27 protein-coding genes are annotated in these 19,151 nt (G+C 60.7%); 16 read left to right on the top strand and 11 right to left on the bottom strand.

What is annotated here, in order from left to right:
- From RBB32_RS15665 to RBB32_RS15640, 7 genes are all read left to right on the top strand, one after another.
- The coding region (locus RBB32_RS15665) for a hypothetical protein (RefSeq protein WP_306154067.1) at window positions 1-219 on the top strand (219 nt) is incomplete at its 5' end.
- Window positions 220-359: 140 nt separating this feature from the next.
- Window positions 360-938, top strand: coding sequence for a DsbE family thiol:disulfide interchange protein (locus tag RBB32_RS15660; protein ID WP_236737094.1), 579 nt, complete (start codon window positions 360-362; stop codon window positions 936-938).
- On the top strand, window positions 935-1,234 hold the full coding sequence (locus tag RBB32_RS21370) for a TlpA disulfide reductase family protein (RefSeq protein ID WP_371931071.1): 300 nt from the start codon (window positions 935-937) through the stop codon (window positions 1,232-1,234). The genes RBB32_RS15660 and RBB32_RS21370 overlap by 4 nt, the downstream gene beginning before the upstream one ends.
- A gap of 3 nt (window positions 1,235-1,237) precedes the next feature.
- The gene (locus RBB32_RS21365; protein ID WP_338060406.1) at window positions 1,238-1,456 is read left to right on the top strand and encodes a hypothetical protein; all 219 of its coding nucleotides are present in this window, start codon (window positions 1,238-1,240) and stop codon (window positions 1,454-1,456) included.
- Between the two features lie 115 nt (window positions 1,457-1,571).
- Window positions 1,572-2,273 (top strand): cytochrome c biogenesis CcdA family protein, encoded by a 702-nt coding sequence (locus tag RBB32_RS15650; RefSeq protein WP_369796074.1) that lies wholly within the window; start codon window positions 1,572-1,574, stop codon window positions 2,271-2,273.
- A gap of 4 nt (window positions 2,274-2,277) precedes the next feature.
- Window positions 2,278-2,892, top strand: coding sequence for a class I SAM-dependent methyltransferase (locus RBB32_RS15645; RefSeq protein ID WP_064260188.1), 615 nt, complete (start codon window positions 2,278-2,280; stop codon window positions 2,890-2,892).
- Between the two features lie 112 nt (window positions 2,893-3,004).
- A complete protein-coding gene (locus RBB32_RS15640; protein WP_082379096.1) occupies window positions 3,005-3,664 on the top strand; it encodes a cation diffusion facilitator family transporter in 660 nt (219 codons plus the stop codon).
- Here the strand turns inward: RBB32_RS15640 and RBB32_RS15635 are convergent.
- The 3 genes from RBB32_RS15635 to RBB32_RS15625 are packed head-to-tail and all read right to left on the bottom strand — an operon-like array spanning window position 3,648 to window position 6,250.
- A complete protein-coding gene (locus tag RBB32_RS15635) occupies window positions 3,648-4,895 on the bottom strand; it encodes a cytochrome P450 (protein WP_047998166.1) in 1,248 nt (415 codons plus the stop codon). The two genes, RBB32_RS15640 and RBB32_RS15635, sit on opposite strands and share 17 nt — an antisense overlap.
- Window positions 4,896-4,898: 3 nt before the next feature.
- Window positions 4,899-5,399, bottom strand: coding sequence for a signal peptidase II (lspA, locus tag RBB32_RS15630; RefSeq protein ID WP_009807499.1), 501 nt, complete (start codon window positions 5,397-5,399; stop codon window positions 4,899-4,901).
- A complete protein-coding gene (locus RBB32_RS15625) occupies window positions 5,396-6,250 on the bottom strand; it encodes a cation transporter (RefSeq protein WP_064260189.1) in 855 nt (284 codons plus the stop codon). The genes lspA and RBB32_RS15625 overlap by 4 nt, the downstream gene beginning before the upstream one ends.
- A gap of 56 nt (window positions 6,251-6,306) precedes the next feature.
- On the opposite strand from RBB32_RS15625, the gene RBB32_RS15620 reads away from it, so the two are divergent.
- Both RBB32_RS15620 and RBB32_RS15615 read left to right on the top strand, forming a co-directional pair.
- On the top strand, window positions 6,307-6,651 hold the full coding sequence (locus tag RBB32_RS15620; protein ID WP_036708219.1) for a helix-turn-helix transcriptional regulator: 345 nt from the start codon (window positions 6,307-6,309) through the stop codon (window positions 6,649-6,651).
- Window positions 6,648-6,836, top strand: a complete 189-nt coding sequence (locus RBB32_RS15615; RefSeq protein WP_035746442.1) for a multicopper oxidase domain-containing protein — start codon at window positions 6,648-6,650, stop codon at window positions 6,834-6,836. The genes RBB32_RS15620 and RBB32_RS15615 overlap by 4 nt, the downstream gene beginning before the upstream one ends.
- Window positions 6,837-7,066: 230 nt before the next feature.
- Here the strand turns inward: RBB32_RS15615 and RBB32_RS15610 are convergent, their stop codons facing one another.
- The 3 genes from RBB32_RS15610 to RBB32_RS15600 all read right to left on the bottom strand — a co-directional run bounded on the left by RBB32_RS15610 (window position 7,067) and on the right by RBB32_RS15600 (window position 8,719).
- Window positions 7,067-8,005: an ArdC family protein gene (locus tag RBB32_RS15610; protein WP_064260190.1), complete on the bottom strand. Its 939-nt coding sequence runs from the start codon at window positions 8,003-8,005 to the stop codon at window positions 7,067-7,069.
- Between the two features lie 40 nt (window positions 8,006-8,045).
- Window positions 8,046-8,516, bottom strand: coding sequence for a hypothetical protein (locus RBB32_RS15605; RefSeq protein WP_306154066.1), 471 nt, complete (start codon window positions 8,514-8,516; stop codon window positions 8,046-8,048).
- 77 nt (window positions 8,517-8,593) lie between these two features.
- Entirely contained in the window at window positions 8,594-8,719 is a 126-nt protein-coding gene (locus RBB32_RS15600) for a hypothetical protein (protein WP_268793849.1), read from the bottom strand.
- Between the two features lie 89 nt (window positions 8,720-8,808).
- Here RBB32_RS15600 and RBB32_RS15595 point away from each other — a divergent pair, with 89 nt between their 5' ends.
- Window positions 8,809-10,011, top strand: a complete 1,203-nt coding sequence (locus tag RBB32_RS15595; RefSeq protein ID WP_027263649.1) for a Fic family protein — start codon at window positions 8,809-8,811, stop codon at window positions 10,009-10,011.
- Window positions 10,012-10,142: 131 nt separating this feature from the next.
- Here the strand turns inward: RBB32_RS15595 and repC are convergent, their stop codons facing one another.
- The 3 genes from repC to repA form a co-directional block, all read right to left on the bottom strand.
- Window positions 10,143-11,378, bottom strand: coding sequence for a plasmid replication protein RepC (gene repC, locus RBB32_RS15590; RefSeq protein ID WP_064260193.1), 1,236 nt, complete (start codon window positions 11,376-11,378; stop codon window positions 10,143-10,145).
- Window positions 11,379-11,555: 177 nt separating this feature from the next.
- The gene (gene repB / locus RBB32_RS15585; RefSeq protein ID WP_057796633.1) at window positions 11,556-12,572 is read right to left on the bottom strand and encodes a plasmid partitioning protein RepB; all 1,017 of its coding nucleotides are present in this window, start codon (window positions 12,570-12,572) and stop codon (window positions 11,556-11,558) included.
- Window positions 12,569-13,756, bottom strand: coding sequence for a plasmid partitioning protein RepA (repA, locus tag RBB32_RS15580; RefSeq protein ID WP_027263652.1), 1,188 nt, complete (start codon window positions 13,754-13,756; stop codon window positions 12,569-12,571). Before repA ends, repB begins: the two co-directional genes overlap by 4 nt.
- Window positions 13,757-14,069: 313 nt before the next feature.
- Here repA and RBB32_RS15575 point away from each other — a divergent pair, with 313 nt between their 5' ends.
- Complete coding sequence (locus RBB32_RS15575; RefSeq protein ID WP_009815510.1) at window positions 14,070-14,297, top strand: AbrB/MazE/SpoVT family DNA-binding domain-containing protein; 228 nt, start codon at window positions 14,070-14,072, stop codon at window positions 14,295-14,297.
- Window positions 14,287-14,682, top strand: coding sequence for a PIN domain-containing protein (locus RBB32_RS15570; RefSeq protein WP_017467198.1), 396 nt, complete (start codon window positions 14,287-14,289; stop codon window positions 14,680-14,682). The genes RBB32_RS15575 and RBB32_RS15570 overlap by 11 nt, the downstream gene beginning before the upstream one ends.
- Here RBB32_RS15570 and RBB32_RS15565 read toward each other — a convergent pair.
- Window positions 14,666-15,562 carry a recombinase family protein gene (locus tag RBB32_RS15565; RefSeq protein ID WP_027263653.1) on the bottom strand — a complete coding sequence of 299 codons (897 nt, stop codon included), beginning with the start codon at window positions 15,560-15,562 and terminating at the stop codon, window positions 14,666-14,668. The two genes, RBB32_RS15570 and RBB32_RS15565, sit on opposite strands and share 17 nt — an antisense overlap.
- A 120-nt stretch (window positions 15,563-15,682) precedes the next feature.
- Here RBB32_RS15565 and RBB32_RS15560 point away from each other — a divergent pair, with 120 nt between their 5' ends.
- Window positions 15,683-15,928, top strand: coding sequence for a type II toxin-antitoxin system ParD family antitoxin (locus RBB32_RS15560; RefSeq protein WP_306154064.1), 246 nt, complete (start codon window positions 15,683-15,685; stop codon window positions 15,926-15,928).
- Complete coding sequence (locus tag RBB32_RS15555) at window positions 15,915-16,223, top strand: type II toxin-antitoxin system RelE/ParE family toxin (protein ID WP_306154062.1); 309 nt, start codon at window positions 15,915-15,917, stop codon at window positions 16,221-16,223. The genes RBB32_RS15560 and RBB32_RS15555 overlap by 14 nt, the downstream gene beginning before the upstream one ends.
- Before the next feature lie 3 nt (window positions 16,224-16,226).
- On the opposite strand, the gene RBB32_RS15550 is transcribed toward RBB32_RS15555, so the two are convergent.
- Entirely contained in the window at window positions 16,227-17,324 is a 1,098-nt protein-coding gene (locus RBB32_RS15550) for a tyrosine-type recombinase/integrase (protein WP_371931074.1), read from the bottom strand.
- Between the two features lie 126 nt (window positions 17,325-17,450).
- Here RBB32_RS15550 and RBB32_RS15545 point away from each other — a divergent pair, with 126 nt between their 5' ends.
- Together RBB32_RS15545 and RBB32_RS15540 are read left to right on the top strand one after the other, a co-directional pair.
- Entirely contained in the window at window positions 17,451-18,335 is an 885-nt protein-coding gene (locus RBB32_RS15545) for a DUF1403 family protein (protein WP_306154060.1), read from the top strand.
- 81 nt (window positions 18,336-18,416) lie between these two features.
- The gene (locus RBB32_RS15540; RefSeq protein ID WP_306154059.1) at window positions 18,417-18,932 is read left to right on the top strand and encodes an SMC-Scp complex subunit ScpB; all 516 of its coding nucleotides are present in this window, start codon (window positions 18,417-18,419) and stop codon (window positions 18,930-18,932) included.
- Window positions 18,933-19,151 lie beyond the last annotated feature (219 nt).

Below are 19,151 nucleotides of genomic sequence, written 5' to 3'. Positions count from 1 at the left end.
GCAACGGCACTTCAGATCATGCTGACAAACAAGCGAAACGTGCTCGATTCGCCGAAAGCCCCATTACGGCATCTTTTCCTTTTCCGCTTGGCGGAGGAACCCGGTCCAAACCTGCCCGAACCAAACAGTTCCAATAGTCCGCTCTGCGGGACGAAGGGGCCGTTCAGAGGTCTGAATTCAACGGCCTCTTCAGATACCGACCTTTCGCTGATTTCTTAAGAATCTAGACAGTAAGTATGGCTCGGGTCTGCGAAGCCGCGGCCAAGCCTCCCCCATCGTTCGGCATTGTGATCGGCGACGGTTTGCTTCATATCAGCGGTTGCTGATACCTTATTCCTTCCAAGCATTGATGGCAGGCTATGAGTTCGAAGGATAACCAAGAACAGCGGCGCCGGAGCGGACGGCCGCTCATGATTTTGCCTATTCTTCTGTTTGGGTTGCTGGGCGTAGTCTTCTACTGGGGCCTCTGGAACAACGACGACCGGTTGCCCTCGACGCTGATCGGAAGACCAATCCCGGAATTCGCGCTCCCGCCCATCGAAGGGCGGCAGGACGGCCTAGCCTCGGCGAACCTGCTAGACCAGGTTTCTCTCGTCAACGTCTGGGCGTCGTGGTGCGTCCCCTGCCGCACGGAGAACCCGCTTCTCGTCGATCTTGCCGAAGCGGGCACCGTTCCGATCTACGGTATCAACTACAAGGACAATGCCGAGGAGGCGCTGGGTTTCCTCGAAGAGCTCGGCGATCCCTTCACCCGCATCGGCGCGGACCGATCAGGCCGCGTTGCGATAGACTGGGGCGTCTATGGAGTGCCGGAAACATACATAATCGACGCCGAGGGGCGCATTGCATACAAGCATGTCGGCCCCTTTGATCAGGCCTCGCTTGAGGAGGACATTCTGCCGGTCGTGCGCCGGTTGCAGGCTGAGAGCGACCCGTGAGGCGACGTGACGTCTTTGCCGGAGTCTTGGCGCTTGCGGCAAGCCCTGCCTCCGCCCGACCACCGATCCCTAATCACGGGACTCCGCGTGATCTCCTGTCGCCGCCTTTCGTGGATGGAGATGGACGGAATCTGACGCTGGCGGACTTCGAGGGACGTGTCGTGCTTCTGAACATTTGGGCGACCTGGTGCCCGCCTTGTCGCGAGGAGATGCCGACGCTCGACGCGCTGCAAGCGCGCCTCGGCGGATCGGATTTTCATGTTCTGCCGCTGTCGATCGATCGGGCCGGTCTCTAACCTGTGCGCCGCTTCTACCGAGAGACCGGCATTCGCAACCTCGATCTCTATATCGCGGAGGATACGCGCGCGATGCTGGCCTTGGCCGTGGTGGGCCTGCCGACAACGATTCTGATCGACCGCATTGGGCGCGAGCGCGGGCGCCTCGCAGGCCCGGCCGAATGGAACAGCCCCGAAGCCGTTGCGCAGATAAGCGCTCTTATTGACGAACGTAAGCGATAGGACATGGAAAAGCACGACGACCGCGCCAGCCGTTCCGCTCCGTGCGCACACGTGGTGGCGGTCTACCGATCAGTTTGGAGATGTGGATTTGATTGAACTTTCCGCTCTTGGACTAATGGCGGCATTGCTGGCCGGTGCCGTTTCCTTTCTGTCGCCCTGCGTGCTGCCGCTCGTGCCCGGCTACGTATCCTACGTTGCCGGACGTACGGTCACCGGCAGTGCAGCGCCTTCGAAGGGGCGGGCCGTCTGGCTCAGCTTCTGTTTCGTCCTTGGCTTCTCCACGATATTTATCGCGCTTGGGGCCTCTGCCACCGCGCTCGGTCAGGCGCTGCTGCAGTGGCGCTACGAACTCAACCTCGTCGGCGGCGCGATCGTGATCCTGTTCGGTCTGTTCATGATCGGGGCAGCGCGCCTGTCGGCCATGGAGCGCGACCTGCGTTTTCATCTCGACCTGCCGGGCGGGCAACCGGTCGCCTCCTACGTGCTCGGACTCGCCTTCGGTTTCGGCTGGACACCGTGCATCGGGCCGATCCTCGGCGCCATCCTAACCGCCAGCGCGACAAGCGCGACGATTGGCGAGGGCGTCGCATTGCTTGCCTTCTACTCGGCCGGCCTTGGGATCCCGTTTCTGGTCGTCGCGGGGTTCACCGACAGTATTGCCGGCAGGCTGCGCGGCATCGGTCGTTGGGGTCGCCGCCTGCATCAGGCTGCGGGCGGCGTCATGATCCTGATGGGTTTGGCGATGATGACCGGGCGGTTGAGCGCACTGGCCTACTGGCTGCTGGACACCTTCCCTGTCCTTGCGCGGATCGGGTGAACAGATGCGACTGTACGAGAAACATATCCTCCCTCGGCTGACGCATCTGGCGATGGGCCAGGATCAACTTCTTCCCTACCGGCGCCGCGCCGCCTCCGGGCTGCATGGACGTGTGCTGGAGATCGGGATCGGCTCGGGCCTGAACCTTGCGCTCTACCCCGAGGCCGTGCGTCAGATCATCGGTGTTGACCCGTCGCCCGAACTCCTCTCTCGGGCCGCGCAAACCTCCCATGGCCTGATGCCCGCGGCCGAGATGATCGAGGGCGTGGCCGAAGCATTGCCGCTGGAGGATCGCAGCGTCGACTGCGTCGTCGCCACCTGGGCGCTCTGCAGCGTGTCGGAGCCGGAGAAGGCGCTCGCCGAGATCCGGCGCGTTCTCAAGCCGGACGGCATCTTCCGCTTCGTCGAGCATGGTTTGGCGCCGGAAGCCCGTGTCCGGCGCTGGCAGCGCTGGCTCACGCCTGCCTGGAAGCGTTGCGCCGGGAACTGTCACCTTGACCGCCCGACGAACGCCCTTGTCGAGAAGAGCGGGTTTCGGATCGAGCGGCTCTACACCGGCTACGCGACAGGTCCGAGGCCATTCGTATTCATGTATGAGGGGCAAGCTCGCCTCTACTAAGGAAGCTTGGAAAAAGAACAACATCGGCTTTCGATTCGTGGCGCAACACTAATGGCAAGGCAATCAATTCCCGCCTCGAACTTTTGCTGCAGGCTCCGCATTATGAGGTATTATGAGTAGTCAGAAAGATAACCGGCAGGCCAATCTGACGCGCGGCATCCGCGTCGAGATCGCCAGCCTCGTCTACAACATCATCGAGGTCGTCGTATCCGTCACCGTGGGACTTCTGACCGGCAGCGCGGCACTGGTAAGCTGGGGTCTCGACAGCACGGTCGAAGCCACCTCAGCCGCGACGCTGATCTGGCGCTTGAAGGGGGAGAAGGACGGTGCCGGCAAGCGCACGGTCCTGCACCGCAAGAAGGTCGCGCTCTACGTGGTTGCCTGTGCCTTCTGGATCGTCGTCGCGGCGATCCTCTACGAGGCGGTCTCCGCCTTCATTTCGCAGAAGGCGCCGGGCTTCAACTGGTGGGGTATCGCGATTCTGGGTGCTTCGCTCGTGGTCAACCCGTTCCTCGCCTGGGGCAAGTATCGCTATGGCAAACGGCTCGATGCGCCCGCCCTGAAGTACGATGCCAAGGACACCATGATCTGCCAGTATCAGACAATCGTGGTGTTGGCCGGGATCGGTCTGACGCAATGGATGGGCTGGTGGTGGGCCGACCCGGTCGCGGCGCTTCTGATCGTGCCCTACGTTGCGTGGGAAGCGTTTGAGGCCACCAAGGATGCGCGGTCGGTCGAGCCGGAGGAGGCCGACGCTACTGCCGACGCCTGACGTTGCGCATGATGAACCGGGATTTAGGCATGGGCGGCAGTTCTTCGGTTTCCAGATCCAGATCCTGATCTGGCACTTCGTAGTCGATGGCGTTCACGAAGAAACTGCAAAACGCCTTCATCTGGCTGATCGCGATCCACTCGCCCGGACAACGGTGGTTCCTGTGGTGATCACCACCGCCCTGCGGAATGAAGTCGTAGGGGGTGACCTCCCGATCGTGAAACCGCTCGGGCCGGAACTCTTGCGGCGCGTCCCACGAGCGAGCGTCGGTATTTGTGCCGTAGAGGTCGAGCAGAACCCTGTACCCTTTGGAAAAGCGATATCCGCGCCACTCGAAATCACTCTTCACCCGTGCCGCGACCGCGGGAAAGAACGGATACAGACGGCGGACCTCTTGCACGAAAGGTTCGAGCTGTCCCTCGTCGTCCTTCAGCTTTTGCCGCCACTCGGGATGCCGATGCAGGGCATGCGCCGCCTGGGCGATGAACGCAGAGACGGCGACGATCGGGCGTACTACGTTCAGAAGCTCCACGGCGGCAACCTTGGAGGTCAGCAGCTCCCCATTCAGATCGCGCCACGTCGCGACGACATGGGCGGCGCTTTCCTGTCCTGTCTGAAGGCTTCCGTCGCGCAGCCGTTCAATAATCCCGGCTGTCCAACGCTCTGCGCGATGCCGCGCCAGACGCGCACCCCAGTGCTTCCAGCCGACCGCCCCGGCGTCTTGGAAGAGCGCCGTCATCTGCGCCGTCCGCGTCTCGACCTCCGCTTCGGGAAGCGGCACGCCCGACCAGGCGCAGGCAGCTCTGGTGAGGATTTCGCGCACTTCGTCGTAGAGAACGACCTTCTCCGCCGCTTGCCAGTCCCGTGCGTAGCGGTCCAACAGGTCCCGCGTCGTGTTTTCGAGAGCTTCGATCCGCTCCGACGCCATGAGTGACATAAACATCCGCTTCCGATGACGGTGGGCCTCGCCATCGAGCCCCTGGATGCCCTTTTCGCCGAGCAGGGTTCTCTGGATACGCTTCGGCATCGAGCCTGCGCGCACGAGCCCATCCTCGGAATAGAAGACCTCCGCAGCTGCGGCACCAGTCATGCAGATCGTCTTTTGAAAGAGGATGCGGGTCTCGAACAGGTCGCCCTCAAGATCGCGGCATGTGTCCGGAATGAACTCATATGGGTTGCGCAGCAGGGCAAGCGTGCTGTCGATGCCCTTTGCGGATGGAATGCTGGACATCGATTATTTCCCCGTAACGTTTTCTTCTCGGTGGTTACGTTCGGGCTTGTTCTGCGCCGAGCGGAAGCTGTCCCAGAACAGCAGGGCCGCACCGCAGAAAATCGCCACATCCGCAAGATTGAAGGACGGCCAGTGGTATGTTCCGTAATGGAAATCCAGAAAATCCGGGACGGCCTGATAACGCAGCCGGTCGAGGACATTGCCGAGCGCGCCGCCGATGATCAGACCGAGAGCGGCAGCCGTCAGCCTGTCCGGCGCGCGCCACAACCAGATCAGCAGCCATGCCACGATCACGCCAGCAAGCGCGATGAGACCCCACCAAGGCACGATCCCGCCCAGCATACCGAAGCTGACTCCATCGTTCAGAACCCGAACGAGATTGAGAAAGGGTAGAACCTCGACGCCGCGCTCAAGCGCCGGTGTGTTCAGCGCAAGCGCCTTGGTACCCTGATCGAGGCCGAACGCCGCGATCGCGCAGAGCCCGCCCAGAACGCGGCTGTTCATGCCGCTGCCTTCAGATCGGCCCGCGCATCGCGGATGATTGCCCAAGACGAGTGCAGGAACAGTCCGGCGATGCCGAAGGCGACGATGAGGTCCGGCCAGGCGCTGCCCAGCCACGCCACGAGACCGGCGGCAACGACAACCGCCGCATTGCCGATGGCGTCGTTGCGCGAGAATAGCCAGACGGCCCGCATGTTCGCGTCGCCCTTGCGGAACCGCAGCAGCGGCAGAACGGAGATGACGTTGACGACAAGGGCGATCATGCCAAGCAGGCCCATTAGACCTGCATCCGGCGTCGTCCGTTCGAAGACTCGCACGATGGTCGTGCCGAGGACGCCAAGGCCGAGCAGGCCGAGGAAGATGCCTTGGATCAAGGCCGACCGTGCCCGCCAGGCGAGGCTCCAGCCGATGGCCAGCAGGCCAAGGAAGGTGATCGCGCCGTCGCCGATGAAATCGAGCGCATCGGCCTTCACGGCCTGTGACCCGGCGATGAACCCGCCGATCATTTCAACGACACCGTAACCCACGTTCAGGATCACGACGATCCAGAGCGCGCGTCGGTAGGCCGGGTCCTGATGGGCGGGATTCGGCGGAATGTCTCCATCGCCTTCGATCCGGTCGAAGCCGTAGCCGGTCACCGCAACGGCCTTTTCGATGTCCGGCAGGCGCGCTTCGGGGGCGCTCAGTGTCATGATGTGCGTCGCCGCCGACACCTTCACATCGTCAGCCGCGACTCCGGCCGACTGCGCCGCCCGCTCGATCTGCGCGGCATCCTTCGCGCAGTCCATACCGGAAACCCGGTAACGGACGGGCGGAACATCTGCCGTCGGTCCGGCACTTTCGGTGTTGGCCATGGTCGCGCTATTCCTGCTAGAATGAATTGAAGAACAACGTATCAGCGAGGAGTAATATGGCCCAAATCGTCGATGACCGCAAGAGCGCGACCATCGAGCGACGGGCGAAGCTGTTCCGCGGCTTCGCGGACCCGAGCCGCCTGGCCATCCTCGGTGCACTTTGCAACGAGCCATTGGCCGTTCACGAGATCGTCGAGCGGACCGAACTATCGCAACCCAACGTCTCCAACCATCTGAGGTGCCTGCTGGACTGCGGGCTTGTCGCCAGCGACCGCGAAGGGCGCTTCATCCGTTACCGTATCAGCAACCCGCGCATCACGGTCCTTCTGAACGATGTGGACGCACTTCTCGACGTGGTCGCAAAGGGTGTTGAGGCGTGTGACAATTATCGTGAGGCGTGAGTCAGAACGGACGGCCGGTCGACTCGGCGCAGATCGGTTGGAAAGATGTTGTCCGTGTGCAGGGTCCGACCGGAATCCTGCTGAGGTTCGACAAGCTGGCTTCGGAAGAGACACCATTCATGTATCACTGCCACATCCTCGAACACGAGGATGCGGGCATGATGGGGCAGTTTACGGTCACATAACAGGACCCCACCCGCTCGACACCGGGCGTCGTCAAGAGCTTACGTCTTCTTGCGGCGTTCTATCAGGTGCCGGTGTCGCCTTGTTGAAACGCATTACGGAGTATGTCTAGACCCGAACGGAGAACACCTCGCTAAGCTGCGGGTCCGCCGAAGCGGCCGTCCAGTCGCTCGGCAGCATTCGTCAAAAAGGGCTCGAAGCTGCCATTTTCTGCGTTGCGGAAGAGCATAGGTCATGCTGCCTCAGCGCCCTCCCCTGCCCTGCACGCCTCCGATCTGGCGATCAGATAGTCGCAGGCCCGCTGCGCGTCCGCGGCGTGCCGGAAGATTGCGCCCTTGTCCGACCGAAGAACGCGCAACCAGTTGTGGAGGTAGGCGGCATTCATCTCGAGCGTATGCGCGGTAAAGCCCAGCGTCTGACCCAGGAACACCGAGGTCAATTCCGCGACGATCTCCTCGCGAGCATAGGACGTGTTGCCAAACTTCGAGAACCCGAAATCGCGGTTCAGCCGATGGGGGGCTTTTGTGGCATGGGCCAGCTCATGGGCCCAGACCCCGTAGAAATTGCGCGGGTCCTGAAACCGCGTGATGGACGGCATGTAGACCTTGTCCACGGGGGGCAAATAGTACGCCTCCGTGCCCGTGAAGACGGTTGTGATGTCGATGGCATCGAAAAACGCTTGCATGTGCGGGATGGGCTCGGACGGCGGATGCTCGGGCACGGGCTCCGGGTCAGGGTAGAAACTGTCGGGCAAGCCCTCGATCTGGCAGGCATTGAACACGCGGTAGGATTTCTGGAAGCGGAAGATGCGGGCTTCCTCGGAGTGATCATCCCCGCTGCTACGGTCGTCCTCGCCATCGGCGTCTTTCCGGCTTTGGCCGTAGTAGACAACGACAGAGGACTTCTCGCCTTTGCGCACCTTCGCGTCCAAGGCATTGGCCTGAGGCAGCGTCATCCAGAAGGGCGAGCTGTGGCCCGCCATCACGGTGCGCATCGTCAGCAGGAAGTTGTTGACCCCCTGGTAGGGCTCACCCCCCACGCGCAGGGGGCGAGAGCTGCCGCCTGCGGTCCAGGGCTTTCGCCAGGGCAGGACGCCGCGCTCAATGATACGGATGATTTCGTTTGTGATGACCTCGGAGGCATCGAATTTGGGCGTGCGGGATCGGGCCATGGCTGGCCTCCTTTCGAGTTTTAATGAGAGGGAATGGTGATCAGGCTGACTGACGGGGCCGCGGATCGTTGAGGATCCTCGCGCCGAGCTCTTCAACCATGTCGATGTAGTCGGTCAGCGAGACGGACCTGCCAGGACCGCAAGGGTCAGGGTCGACCGATCCGTCCCGCGCCACGCACGGCAAGTTCGCGAAGGCGATGACATCGGTGACGAGTCGGATATCGATGAACGGCGTGCCACGTGCGACCGCAAGAGTGGCCAAGGGAAAGCGCTCGATCGGCGCGAAGGTCGACACGGTGGTCCAACCGAGATGGAGGAATGTCCCACCCTCCCCGCAGATCACATGCGCGTTTGGCAATGACGCCGCCTGCTTCAGATAGCCGAGATCACGCAGGACGGTCTGGCGTTCGAGCCGCTGTGCCAGCGCCCTCTGGCCAGTTCGGCGCAGCTCTCTATGCCGCCACCAGGAGGCGGCGGTTGCGCGGAGCACGCGCAAGACACCTGATTGCATAGGAATGCCCTTCATCCGGAACGGCAGACCGGAACCCGGCCCGGACCCATCTGAGGGACCCCAAAGGCCCTCATCCGTCAGTCACAAAACCCGAAGAACACTTTCTCTTTTTCCGGCCCCTTTGGGCACACAACAAAACCGAAAAGCCCGGCCCTTCTGCCGAAGCCATTGATTTCATGCAGCAATTCCAGATCGGCAGGCAAGATCGGCAACGCATATCGGCAAAACCTTGCTTGAAAGTACGAAATGTGTTTATTTTTCAAATACTTTGCAAACATGGAAGATCGGCAAAATGCTGGAAACACCCGCCAGGATCGAACCCTGCTTCTTCGAGGAGCATATTCCTACAGAACTGGCAGACCTTTCGGTCGACATCCAGAGGGAAGCCACCGGGCTGGGACAAGGGTTGCATCCTGACAGCGCAGCTGAGCTTGCCGATCTCGTCCGTGTGATGAACTGCTATTACTCCAACCTGATCGAAGGACACAACACGCGCCCCCGCGATATCGAAAGGGCGCTGGCTGGTGCCGAGCTTGAGGAAGAAACCCGTCCCCTCGCCCTTGAGGCCCGGGCGCACGTCATCGTTCAACGGGCCATCGACGAGATGCATCGCAAGGGCACCCTGCCCCGCCCCACATCCGTCGAATTCCTGACTTGGGTCCATAAGAGCTTCTACGACGAGATGCCGAATGAGTTTCGGGTCATCGAACATCCCGACGGCACACAAGAGCCCATCGTTCCGGGACGCATGCGCCAGGATGATGATCGGGAAGTTGCGGTCGGGCGCCACCTACCTCCTTCATCGTCGCGCGTCGCGGCATTCATGGACCACTTCGACAAACGATTTCAGATTGCGGCGCGGTCTTCGAGCGGACGGATCATTGCGATCGCCTCTGCGCATCACCGGCTCAACTACATCCACCCTTTCCCGGATGGTAACGGCCGTGTCAGCAGACTGATGTCTCATGCCATGGCCCTCACAGCGGGGATTGGTGGCCAAGGGCTCTGGTCCGTATCACGTGGGCTGGCCCGCGGGCTAACCGATCGGGGCGAGTACAAACGGATGATGGATCTGGCCGACAGTCCACGCCGCGGAGACCGCGACGGACGGGGGAACCTGTCAGAAGCGGCACTGAAGACGTTTAGTGAATGGTTCCTAAAGGTGACGCTCGACCAGATCAGCTTCTCAGCAAGATTGTTCGATCTCGGCGGATTGGACCAACGGTATCGTCGTCTTGTTGCAGATACCATCGATGACAAGCGAGCGCCGGAACTAATCTCGGCGGTTCTTCGTCATGGGGCACTGGAACGAGGCGATGCGCAGATTGTGCTCAAGACGTCCGAGCGTACTGCTCGCAACACGCTGAGTAAACTGACCGCCGCCGGATACATGACGTCCGTCTCGCCGAAGACGCCGGTTCGGTTGGCGTTTCCGTTGGATTATCGAGAGCGGCTCTTTCCAAACCTCTTTGGAGACGGTGACATGCCCGTGTGACTGGCAACCGAAGCACCCTGTTTCTGGCCAAGTCCGCGAGCGCTGCCTCTGACCGTGTTGGAAAGAAGTTCACAGCTGTGAACTATCCCGAGCTATCCTACTTGTCAGCCGAGTTCACAGCTGTGAACTCATCATGCAGCATCCCGCCGCATCAAGGCCATGATCATCGGACCGCAGGAGAACTCCCCAATTGCTGCCTTTGAAGATAGGGTTCTCAAGTAGCCTCCAGGTGATCGGATATCCGCAAACCGTTCAAGCATTGCAACGATCACAACAGACGCTTCTTCGGGACCCATATAGCGTTTCGCCTCGTCCCACGCGGACGGGGAAATACCCATCATGGGCCTGACCACATCAGCTACACGGACCAGATCGTGCCAGTGGCGAACAGGCTGCTCGGAATAAGCTTTGAATTCCTGACAGGAGGCGAGGACGAGACCAAGCGGTATATTCGGCATCAGTTGATCGTCAGTAATTGCCGTTGGGTTCGCCTCATCTTCAGAACACAGAGGGCTATCGGCAACTTCTGGAATATCGCGCGCAACGCCTCCGCCCCGCGCTTTTTCTAAGCGAGGTTCAAGATCATAAGAGTCTTTATTTGAATTCTGATAGTGCTGCTCAGAAACAGCATCATTGGTGCTCATATTTTCTGTTTCACAGCCATCCAGAAGGTTTCTGGCGTGATCTAAGGCTGACCCCAAAGAGTCTTCGATGCGCCTAAGGTCTTCCATTTCGAGTTTTCTGCGAAGATCTCGGGCCATTAGGGCCGCAAGATCAGAGAATTGGTCCCAGACGCCCTGATCCGGACGAAGTGAGCGCCCGTACTCGGCCAGCCCTGCGAGGTCACGCCGCATGAGGCTCACAGTGGCACGTAGGCGCTTGTACCGCTCTTCTGCGGCCCGGACGGTCTCAGCGGCCTCACAAACCTCCTGGAAGCGTCGAACGAGCGGAGAGAGGTCGAACCCAAACGCAACCTTTTCGTCGCCGTAGCGGCGGGCATAGCGCTTCCCATTGGGGCTATCGCGCCGGACAACAAAGCCAGTCTGCACAAGGTTGGAGAGGTGGCGCCGCATCGTCGAGCAGGGCATGCCGTTCAGGCGCTCGCAAATCGCCTTGTTGGACGGATGTACAATCAATTCGCTGTCATTGCCTCCGAGAATTGTCGCTTGGTGAAAGCTGACCAGCGCCTGAAGCACCGTCAAATCCCGATCGGACAAGCCGAACGCGACTCGAGCGGCAGCGAGCTCCCTCAGGACCTCCCACTTGTTGGCGCCGACTGGGGGCAGGTCTTCCTGGGTCGCTGCCTGATGTTTCAGGATGGCAGCATCTATCGTTCGCCGGAACGGCGTTACGGGCGTGTAGTCCATTTTGTCATTCACGAAGACAAAAATATCCCGGTCCGCGAATCACTTTGGACTTGCGGAAAATAGCTCCGGACACTACCTTGAAGGTGCTAGAAACAAGTTAGGGTCTCGTGGAGTGGTCGCTTTGCGGGACCTTTTCTTTTGCCTTTTCGTGCCTCCTTCTTTGATTTCTGCTCTTCCTCAGTCTTCCGACCGCTGCTTCCAGCGTTCGTGAAGGTCTTCAATCATGTCATGCACTTGCGTCTCGACCCAATCGGCGAAGTCTCCATCCGCCAACTCGATCGATAGGCCCTTGGCAGTGCGTTTGACCGTGCCGCCGCGTTTGCCGCCGATCTTCAGCGGGACGCTGGAAGGTGGGGCAGGGGAGGGCGACTTGGCCGGTTTAATCGCCTTGGTCACAGCCTTTTCTACGGCCAGGAACGTTTGGATGGACGGGTCATTGGTAGAGGCAATGTCATCCACCACCATGGAGGTCTCGGCATTTTCACGTGCCTCTTTCGCGATCCCGATAAGGTCCTCGCGGTCCAGACCATTCTCGTCGATGGCCCGACCAAGGGATTCCCATCGGGGTCGGCCAATGCCATGGGCGGCGCCAATGGCGCGTACCAGATCCGGCCCGACCATGTCCGCGATCGCGATCGCCATAGATATGGACGACTTCGTGACGGTAAGAATTTCTGCAACCTGAGATTGATTTCCGAAGCCGGACGACACAAGGTCCTTTGCGAACAGGGCCTTTTCAATAAAAGACAAATCGCGCCGACCCATGTTCTCCGAAATCTGAGCACGCAGAGCGCTGTCGTCATCCAGGTTGGTGACTAACGCGCGAACCTTGGTAACCTTATCGGACTGACGGATCGCCTCCAGCCTGCGTCGCCCATAGACCAAAAGGTAGCGATCATCTTCACCCGGCGCACGTCGCACGAGGATCGGAACAGTCTGACCGTTCGCCTCAATCGCATCGCGCAAATCCATTACATCGGCCGGGTCAAGCCGGTCCGCCATACGCCCGTCTTCGATGCTCGCCGGGTCCAGTTCCCAAACATGATGGGAATCGACCGCGTCGCGGGCGGACCGAAGGGCGCGATTCGAGGTCATCATCGGTGTCACAGCACCTGTCTGAGGGGCAGGGGAGGGGGCCCCAGCTGCCGCGAGACTGTCCAGCATTGACATGCGCTTCTTCTTGCCACTGGTCATGTGCGCCCCCAGGTTTTCTGGATTAGGTCGGCGATCTCGTCATTTAGCGTATTCAGGCTCTCAATCGCGCGATCATAGGTGGAACGCGTGAACGCGCTGCGTTCCACTTCATAAAGTGTCTGCTTGGTCAGGCCCGCATCTGAGATGGCTGTAGACTTCAACATGGGCGAATTCAGCACGGCTTCGCCGTACATTGTTCGCAGGAAAGCCACGATGCGGTTCTGCGGCGCATCCTGCGGCTCGTAGCGGGTCAAAACATAGCGCATCCAGTCATGAGACATGTCAGCGCCGCTCTCGGCAATCACGTCCATGAGGTCGGCTGTCATGCGGAGGAATTGCGACATGGACATCACATCGAGCATCTCTGGATGGATGGTCACCAGAACGCCCGTGGCCGCGGACAGGGCGGACATGGTCAGAAAGCCAAGCTGCGGCGGGCAATCTATGACGACCACGTCGTAGTCCTCATCGACCTGGGCCAGCGCCTCCTTCACGCGGAAGAAGAAAAGTCCGGCATTGCCCTGCGCCAGCGCGCGCGGGGTGTCGTGCTCGAACTCCATCAATTCGAGGTTGCCGGGGATCAAGTCCAAATTGGGGATATAGGTCTTGCGGATGACCGACCGGATCGGCTCCGGGTCCTCATAGCGGATCGCATCGTAGAGAGTGCCGCCATCTTCGAGGTCCAATTCCGGCTGAACGCCGTGCAGCGCGGTGAAGGAAGCTTGTGGGTCAAGATCAATGCCCAGCACACGATATCCGCGCAGGGCAAGCCGTTGGGCGAGATGGGCAGAGGTTGTTGTTTTTCCGGACCCGCCCTTGAAATTCATCACGCCGATGACCTGAAGATGATCACCCTCTCGTCGTCCGGGAACGTAATCGCCCGGCTTGCGAGCGGTTTTTTCAAGGAGCACACGCAGCGCTTGGATATCCTGCGCCGAGTAAAGACGACGGTTGCCGGCGGTCAGCTCGGGAGAAGGCCCTTTGCCATCCAAGTTGAGTTTGCGAAGATAGGAATCGTTTACGCCGAGCAGCGCCGCAGCCTCACCAGAGGTGAATTTGCGCATGGTCTTCTCGGCATCGGGTGGAAACAGGCTCTCACGTTGCGAATGCAACTGGTTCGCCAGCCATTCCGAATGCTGGCGGATCACCGCGTTGAGATCCTCATGCACAAAGGTATTATCCATCTGCCCTCTCGCTTCCGAGACATCGCGTCTTTGGCGTGTTCACGGAAATTGACGTTTTTTGCCTCGTTTCCGTGACTATTGGCGCAAGAGTCGGATTCGCGCAAGGTTTTTCCACATCTAGTGGGCGGGTCGTCACCGAACACAAGGCTGTTAGGCTTCCTGCTGCATGGTGTAACGCACCGCATCTCACGAAAAGGGACAGGGGAGAACTCTTGTCGGAGGGCTCCAGCATGGCTTTGAGCGCACCAGAGCTTGCCTTTTGGCAGTTCTGGATATACATTATTGGATGTTTATCCATGCATGAGAGGACAAGATGCAAGTTGCCAAATGGGGAAACTCCCTTGCCGTCCGGCTACCCGCGGATCTTGTGAGAGAACTCGGCTTAAAGGAAGGCGATCAGGTCGACCTGGTAAAGGACGATGGAACCATTCTTGTGAGACGCCAACCTCGCGCCGATGAAGTTCTACAAGGGCTAAGGCGGTTTCGCGGAAAACTGCCCAAGGACGCGCGTCTAAGCCGCGACGCCGCGCATGAGCGCTGAATTCGCAGACACGAATGTTGTGCTCTACCTGCTCGACGATGGTCCAAAGGCTGAGAGGGCGGAGGAAATTCTGGGGCAGGGACCCCGGATCAGCGTTCAGGTCCTGAACGAAGCGATGGTAAATTGCCGACGGAAAGCTGGTCTCAGTTGGGAAGATACCGGAGCGTTTCTTGAGGGTATTAAGTCCTTATGCCCTGTCGAGGACCTCACGATTCAAACCCATCAAGTGGGTCGCGCGTTGGCAGCGAAGTACCAGTTATCGGTCTATGACTCGATGATCGTGTCTGCCGCGCTGATCGCTGGGTGCACGACGTTATGGACTGAGGACATGCACGACGGATTGCTGGTCGAAGATCGGCTGCGCGTCGTCAATCCATTTGCCTGACCAGCAACCCAAGTCGCTCCGCCCGTTCCAACAGCATCCTGACGGAGGACGGTTGCCAGCTTGTACGTCCCCGTGGAGTCCGCTCACGCATGGATTCCAATCGGTCGCAGATCGCCTGTAGCGTGATATCGGGGTCCGAACCTTTGATGGCCGCCACGATGGCAGGCAGGCGATCGTCGGTTTCGCGGCGTCCGGCGCGGCCAAGCACTTCATCGGGCAGAAACCCGTCGCGCACATATGCCTTTACGGCGCGAAGCAAGCGGCTTTGCGTCCAGCGTCGATCATGGGGCAGGGGGCCATTGATAATCTGCAAGACGTCTTCCCAAGCCATATCGGGGCGCAAGCGGCGCACATGGGGTACCCAATCCTGCGCGGTCTCGTTCAGGCGCTCCATGTAGCCGTCCTGTCGCGCCAGCCGCACCTTGCGCAGCGCGACGGGATCCTTGGCGCTTAGCCCAGGATTGCCACCAACGCGACCCTTGGCGCGCGCAGAGGCAAGCCCGGCCTTTGTGCGTTCGCGGATCAGAGCGCGTTCGAACTCGGCTGCGGCGCCCAGAACCTGCAGCGTAAACTTGCCCTGCGGTGAGGACGTGTCGATCGGGTCTTGCAGGGAGCGGAAGAAGGCACCCTTCGCCTCCAGACTCTCGATCACCTCGAGAAGATGCGACAAGGACCGCGCAAGCCGGTCGATCCGCACGACGACCAGCGTGTCGCCGATCTGAACGCGTTCGAGAACGCGCGCAAGCACTGGCCGCGCGCGGTTGCCGCCTGAGGCGTGTTCTTCGAAGATTTCGACGCATCCCGCGATTTGCAGGGCCTCAGACTGGGGCAGGGGTGTCTGATCCTCTGTCGATACGCGCGCATAGCCAATCAGGGGCATGAAATCCGGCCGTTTGCAATTTAAGATATCTCCAATAAACGACCGTTTGGCAGTGCGTGTATGAGCTGCCCTTGTATTTTGGCAATCTTTGCCATACATTTTCTTGAGAGGGAGATGACCATGGCTACGATGAATATTTCAATACCGGCTCCGATGAAGAGTTGGGTGGAAGAACAGTCAAAAACTGGACGCTATGCCAATTCCAGCGACTATGTTCGCGACCTGATCCGGCGTGACCGCGCCCGTCGTGAGGCCGTTGCGGAAATTCAGGCTGCTGTCGACGCAGGCCTCGCCAGCGGGCCGGCAGCCCCGCTTGATCGCAGCACGTTCAAGTCCCGGATGCGCGCTGAATATGCCGGAAAATAGCCGTTGGATCATTCGATCCGCCGCTGAAACCGACTTGTCCGACATCTGGCACTACGGCGCAGCGAACTGGGGCATCGAACAGGCAGATCGCTATGCTGATGGTCTGTTTTCGTTATTCGACCTGCTTTCCGACTTTCCAGAAATGGCCCGGGAACGCGACGAGTTCTCACCCCCGGTTCGCATTCATCCCAGTGGCGTGCACCTGGTGATCTACCGAATGGAAGGGCAGGGGATCGAGATCATTCGCATATTGCATGCCCACCAGAACCTCACGGCCTATCTGCTTGACGACTGATCGTCACAATCCCGCGGCTTTGGTCAGGTTCACCCTGAACCTGTCTCGACGGCGCTGGTAGCGACGGGTCATCTCGGCAGATGCGTGACCTAGCTGCTTCTGGACGTAGCGCTCATCAACTTCGGCTGAACTGGCGAGGCCGGCGCGCAACGAGTGACCGGAGAACAGCGCCAGGCGGTCCTTCTCAGGCAGGTCGGATCGGATGCCGGCATCCAGGACCGTGCGTTTGATCAGGCGGGCCACATGTTTGTCGTTCAGTCGCGTTTCGGAAGCGCGTTTGCCATCCCGTGAGGTGCCGACGAAGACCGGACCGAAGTCGATTTTCGCGAAGTGCAGCCATTGCTCGAGGGCATGTACGGGGCAGGTCTGTTCTTTCGATCCCCGGCCGATCTCGACCTCGCGCCAGCCGGTTTTGGCGTTCAATGTCAATATCACACCATCCTCAAGGATCTCGATCCAACCACCACTGTCGGGAGTATCATCCTTGCCGACATCGAGGCTGACGATCTCGGAGCGCCTGAGACCGCCAGCGTAGCCCAAGAGCAAGATCGCCCTGTCCCTGAGCCCGCGTAGATCGAAGGGGAGGGTGGCCACCATGGCGAGGATATCCTCCGGCAGGATCGCTTCCTTCTGCACCGGCTGGCGCGCGTGCTTTCGCTTGATCCCGGCCAGCACGGTGGCGATGTGCCGGTTCTTGCGATCGAGGGTGAAACCCCGCTGCGCGTAGTTCCAGGCGAGGCCCGACAGGCGGCGGTCTATGGTGCTAACCGACAGGGCAGGGGAGGGGCCCGACCCTGATGCCAGATCGGCAAGGTAGAGCCCGATCATCTCCGGCGGCGGGGGCAAGGGCTCGGTGCCTTTCATCCGGCACCAGCGCGCGAAATGCGCCCAGTCCTTGGCATAGGCCTTCAACGTGTTGTCCGAGGCTGCGGCGCGGGCGTAGTCGCGGGCGGTTTCGACAAGGCGGTCGAGCGCGCCGGATCCAGCCACAGAGGAAGGAAGCGTGAGAGCCTCACTGGACCCAGCGTCGCGCTCGTTGTCCTCGTTGATCGAAGGCCCGTTTGCCGCCTCTGAGCTCGATTTCTCGGTGTTTTCTGACATGTCGCGGAGCATATCTTTATATGTCCGATAATGCAAACTTATTGGATATAGCTGTGAAATGCAAAGTGCGGCGGTTTATGCGGAAATATCTGGCAAAAAGCGCCGTGGCGAGGTAGCGTCGGAGGCATGACATTTGCCCGACCGGATCACATCAGCGACCTTGATACGTTACCCCGGATGCCCGCCTGGGTCACCTCCGGACGTTCGGAAACCCCTGAAGATGTGGCGTTTTTGTCGGGCGCGGCATTGAACCACCTGCATCTTGTGTTGGCACGCGAGGAGGTGCCCAAAGCCTTGTTGCGGGCGCGGCTGACCCTGCGCGCGGCCGAGGCCTGTGTCGCGTTTTCGGGGCGTCCCGAGAGGGCAGGGGAGCTGCGTGATGCAGTGCACCTTCTGCGCCCCGGCGATCTGCCCGGCCCGGCGGGCGAGGTCTACCTGGCCTGGCGGCGCGCGATGGAGCGGCCGGTGTCGATCAAGGCCCTGGGCCGAGCCTTGCCGACCCTCGGGCCGGGCCAGATCGCCGCGTGGCTGGACGCGGGGCAGGGGGCACCGGTCAGGCGTGCCGGACTGGTTTTGGAAGCAGTGCTGCGCGAGGCGCCGCGGGCCGACGTTCCGGGGCTGATCCTTGCGGATGCGGCCCTTTCCCAAGCCCTCGGTTGGGATCATCTCGTGCCGCTGCTGGCCCCGGGCCTGAAACGCGCCGACCTGCGCAAGCGTGGGGAAGACTTGCGGCTGGCCTGTCATCGCGCGCTCACCTCGTCGACGGTCGAGGCCGTGCGCCTTGCTGCCGATCTCGCGCGTCGGGCGGCGCATCTGAAAGCGGTCGCTCCGAAACTGCGGGCCAAGGGGGCCGGCGACGCGGTCGAGATGTTCCTGACCCGCGATGCTGTCGCGCCCTCGGCCTTGCCCTTGCCGGATCGCGCCGCGCGGCGGCTCTGTGACCGGCTGGTCGATCTGGGCGCGGTGCGCGAGCTGACCGGGCGCGACGCCTTCCGGCTGTATGGGGTGTAGGGATGGCGAGTGGATCGGTCAAAACCGGATCTGAATCGCGAGCTCTCTGATCTGCCGCCGGCATTGCGCTGGAGGGAATGGATGCGCCGGATCGAGGCGGTGCTGTTCGCTTCGGCGTCGCCGGTGCCGCGCGAAGATCTGGCGCGGGTCGTGGGGCAGGGGGCGCAGGTCGACCTGTTGGTCGAGGACCTTGCTGCCGATCTGGACGGGCGGGCGTTTGAGATCGCACAGGTCGCTGGCGGGTGGATATTCCGGACGCGACCCGCCTACGCGCCCGCGATCCGCGCCGCGGCGGATGTCGGGGATCAACTGATGGACCTGAGCGAGTTTGACATCGCCGTTCTGGCCGCCATCGCCTATCACCAACCGATCACGCGCGACGGGCTCAAGGATATCTTTGGCAAGGAAATCAGCCGTGACCTAATCGGGCGGCTGCATGCGCGGGGCCTCATCGGCACTGGGCCGCGATCCCCTCGACGCGGGGCGCCCTATACCTTCGTGACCACCGAACAGTTCCTTGTCGCCTTCGGCTTGGAGTCCCTGCGCGATCTTCCCGATCGGGAGCAGCTGGAGGATGCGGGTGCACTAAGTTCATAGCCAAAAGTACGTAGCGTCGGACCATGCAGCCGTAACCAATTTCGTAAACGTTCCCCCCGGGGGCGATCGCGTTTTCGCTGCCGAGCAACCTTTCAACTATCCCCGCTAAGATCATCTAAATCGTCGAAGCTGGCCATTATGTCTGCATTTCGGATGCGCTCAAGAGTATCGTCAAAGCTCTCGTTGGGACTGCCTGGCTGAATATGATGTCGGATAGAG

Origin of the sequence: Roseovarius sp. MMSF_3281, assembly GCF_030733685.1 — a bacterium.
In the GTDB taxonomy this organism is placed as follows: domain Bacteria; phylum Pseudomonadota; class Alphaproteobacteria; order Rhodobacterales; family Rhodobacteraceae; genus Roseovarius.
The sequence above is the reverse complement of the archived record's forward strand: the minus strand, read 5'-3'. Positions and strand labels throughout refer to the sequence as shown.